The following is a 3689-nucleotide window of genomic DNA, read 5'->3' on the forward strand; positions in this document are numbered from 1 at the left end:
AGCCCGCTCCCACATTTGGAATGCGTTCACCCTGTGGGAGCGGGCTTGCTCGCGAAGGGGCCATTCCTCACACCGAAGATTTCACAACAGAGGGGCTGCTTCGCATCGAACACAACCCGTAATAAATCACCCCACCCAGCGCCGAACCGGTAAACCAGCCATAGCTGTAAAACCAGCTGAACGCATCGCTGCCCAGCGACAGCAAGGTCAGCACCACCGGCACGCCAAACGCGGTAAACCCGGCCCAGTTCCACGCCGGATAGACGTCGTCGCGATAAAGCCCGGCCAGGTCCAGCTGCTGTTTCTTGATCAGGAAATAGTCCACCACCATGATCCCGGCGATCGGCCCGAGCAGGCTCGAATAGCCCAGCAGCCAGTTGGAATACACGGTTTCCAGGCTGACATCGGAAACGATCAGCCCGAGCTTTTTCAGCAGCTCGTGGGCCATCAGCGCCAGCCCGACGAAGCCGGTGAGCAACACGGCTTTGGTGCGGTTGATCACCTTGGGCGCGATGTTCTGGAAGTCGTTGGTCGGCGAGACAATGTTCGCTGCGGTATTGGTCGACAGCGTGGCGATGATGATCAGTGCCATGGCCACCGCCACCCACAGCGGGCTCTGGATATGGCCGATCAGGCTCACCGGGTCGGACACCGTCACGCCGACCAGTTTCACCGACGCGGCAGTCATCACCACACCCAGCGAAGCGAACAGGAACATGGTCAGCGGCAGACCGAAAATCTGCCCGAGGATCTGGTCCTTCTGGCTCTTGGCGTAACGGCTGAAGTCAGGAATGTTCAGCGACAGCGTGGCCCAGAAGCCGACCATCGCCGTCAGCCCGGCGGCGAAGTAACTGACCACGCTCGCGCCCTCAGGACGCTTGGGTGGAATCGCCAGCAGCTCGGTCATCGACACATTGGGCATCGCCCACATCAGCAGGCCGATGCCGACCGCCACCAGCAACGGCGCGGACAGGGTTTCAAGCCACTTGATCGACTCGGCCCCGCGGATCACCACCCACAGATTCAGCGACCAGAAGATCATGAAGCCGATCACCTCCCCTGTTCCACCGAGTGACTTCCAGCCGTCGAAGATCGAGCCGAGAAACAGGTGAATCGCCAGCCCGCCGAACATGGTCTGAATGCCGAACCAGCCACACGCCACCAGCGCACGAATCAGGCACGGCACGTTGGAGCCAAGCACGCCGAACGACGAGCGCAGCAGCACCGGGAATGGAATGCCGTACTTGGTGCCGGGGAAAGCATTGAGGGTCAACGGGATCAGCACGATGACGTTGGCCAGCAGAATCGCCATCAGCGCTTCGCCGACGGTCAGGCCGAAATACGCGGTAAGTACGCCGCCGAGGGTGTAAGTCGGCACGCACACCGACATGCCGACCCACAGCGCGGTGATGTGCCATTTATTCCAGGTTCGTTCGCGCACCTTGGTCGGTGCCATGTCGTGGTTGTAACGGGGACTGTCGAGGACGTCACTGCCGGCTTCGAGTTCGAACAAGCCGTCGCGCTCGGTCACTTGCGATCTGTTCTGTTGCATGGCCGCTCCACTGTTCTTCTGATTATTTTTTTGCTCATCAGGCGGCTGCACACGGGGTGCGAGCCGGACGATGGCCGGAGGAACTGACAACTTTCGTGTACCGGCCATGGTGTCAGCGGCGGCATCAATAAACGTGCCGGGTACTCCATCTGACGCCTAGGCGGTGGTTCAAACACATTGCAACTTTCTGATATTGCTGGGTTTTAATTATTCACCGAAAGAGTCCGCGAAAACTTGTCTGCACGCTCAGGCCAAACGTTTGCCAAGTTGTTCGAACTGTCAGGACTCAATCTGGTGCACTGCACTTTTTTTCATCACGGGCGCTCAACCGCAGCTCAACTTCAAGCGGCTGATTTCACATAGGAAATCTTGCTCATATTTCCATCCTGTCAAGTGCGTCAAAATGGTGAACAGCCTCACCATTTTGGTGATTTGCGTTTTTTATCGTTATGTTTCATACACTTAAAACAGCAATAAGCTTATAAAAAATAATCTTGATCAATTGCAAAACTGCGACTAGCTTCTATTCCTGACAGCGCTGACAGGAATACGCCGATCAGCGTTGTACATCAATAAAACATTTAGAACCGGCACAAGTCGGTCATGCCTGCGAGGAACTCGGAATGTCTCTGTTGATCCGTGGCGCCACCGTTGTTACCCATGATGAAAGTTATCGCGCCGACGTCTATTGCGCCGACGGCGTGATCAAAGCCATTGGTCAGAACCTGGATGTTCCCGCCGGCGCCGAAGTGCTCGACGGCAGCGGCCAATACCTGATGCCCGGCGGCATCGACCCACACACTCACATGCAACTGCCTTTCATGGGCACCGTGGCCAGCGAAGACTTCTACAGCGGCACCGCTGCAGGTCTGGCCGGCGGCACTACCTCGATCATCGACTTCGTGATTCCCAATCCACAGCAGTCGTTGATGGAAGCGTTTCATCAGTGGCGCGGCTGGGCCGAGAAGTCGGCATCGGACTATGGCTTCCACGTCGCGATCACCTGGTGGAGCGAGCAAGTGCGTGAGGAAATGGCCGAGCTGGTCAGCCATCACGGGATCAACAGCTTCAAGCATTTCATGGCCTACAAGAACGCGATCATGGCCGCCGACGACACGCTGGTGGCAAGTTTCGAACGCTGCCTGGAACTCGGCGCGGTGCCGACCGTGCATGCGGAAAACGGTGAACTGGTCTATCACCTGCAACGCAAGTTGATGGCCCAGGGCATCACCGGACCGGAAGCGCATCCACTGTCGCGGCCATCGCAGGTGGAAGGCGAAGCGGCGAGCCGGGCGATCCGTATTGCCGAGACCATCGGCACGCCGTTGTATCTGGTGCACGTTTCCACCAAGGAAGCGCTGGACGAAATCACCTACGCCCGCAGCAAGGGTCAACCGGTGTACGGCGAGGTGCTGGCCGGGCATCTGCTGCTCGACGACAGTGTCTACCAGCACCCGGACTGGCAGACCGCCGCCGGTTACGTGATGAGCCCGCCGTTCCGCCCGCGCGGCCATCAGGAAGCGCTGTGGCACGGTCTGCAAAGCGGCAATCTGCACACCACCGCCACCGACCATTGCTGCTTCTGCGCCGAGCAAAAAGCCGCCGGACGCGACGACTTCAGCAAGATCCCCAATGGCACCGCCGGCATCGAAGACCGCATGGCGGTGCTGTGGGATGAAGGGGTCAACAGCGGACGTTTGTCGATGCAGGACTTCGTCGCCCTCACCTCCACCAACACCGCGAAAATCTTCAACCTCTACCCGCGCAAAGGCGCGATCCGCGTCGGCGCCGATGCCGACCTGGTGCTGTGGGACCCGCAAGGCACCCGCACCATCTCCGCCAAGACCCACCATCAGCAGGTGGATTTCAACATCTTCGAAGGCAAGACCGTGCGCGGCGTGCCGAGCCATACCGTCAGCCAAGGCAAAGTGGTCTGGGCCGACGGCGACCTGCGCGCCGAGCGTGGGGCCGGGCGGTATATCGAACGGCCGCCGTATCCGGCGGTGTTTGATTTGCTGAGCAAGCGGGCTGAGTTGCACAAGCCGACGGCGGTGAAACGCTGAAATCCAGGCCTTCGGCCTTCGCGAGCAAGCTCGCTCCCACAGGGTGTACGCATTCCAAAATGTGGGAGCGAGCT

At 59.3% G+C, this 3689-nt stretch carries 2 protein-coding genes; one reads left to right on the forward strand and one right to left on the reverse strand.

Translation table 11 applies throughout. The features are described 5' to 3' along the window. Window positions 1-67 precede the first annotated feature (67 nt). On the reverse strand, window positions 68-1552 hold the full coding sequence (locus QMX91_RS29800; RefSeq protein WP_134786072.1) for an NCS1 family nucleobase:cation symporter-1: 1485 nt from the start codon (window positions 1550-1552) through the stop codon (window positions 68-70). A 623-nt stretch (window positions 1553-2175) separates the two neighbouring features. Here QMX91_RS29800 and hydA point away from each other — a divergent pair. Next, window positions 2176-3615, forward strand: coding sequence for a dihydropyrimidinase (hydA, locus tag QMX91_RS29805; RefSeq protein ID WP_202370759.1), 1440 nt, complete (start codon window positions 2176-2178; stop codon window positions 3613-3615). Window positions 3616-3689 lie beyond the last annotated feature (74 nt).

It is taken from the genome of Pseudomonas sp. PS01299, assembly GCF_029960145.1.
Taxonomy (GTDB): Bacteria; Pseudomonadota; Gammaproteobacteria; order Pseudomonadales; family Pseudomonadaceae; genus Aquipseudomonas; species Aquipseudomonas putida_A.

Excerpts from the sequence above, each read along its gene's own strand:
- QMX91_RS29800 (WP_134786072.1), bottom strand. The coding sequence starts at position 1,552 with ATGCAACAGAACAGATCGCAAGTGACCGAGCGCGACGGCTTGTTCGAA.
- hydA (WP_202370759.1), top strand. The coding sequence starts at position 2,176 with ATGTCTCTGTTGATCCGTGGCGCCACCGTTGTTACCCATGATGAAAGT.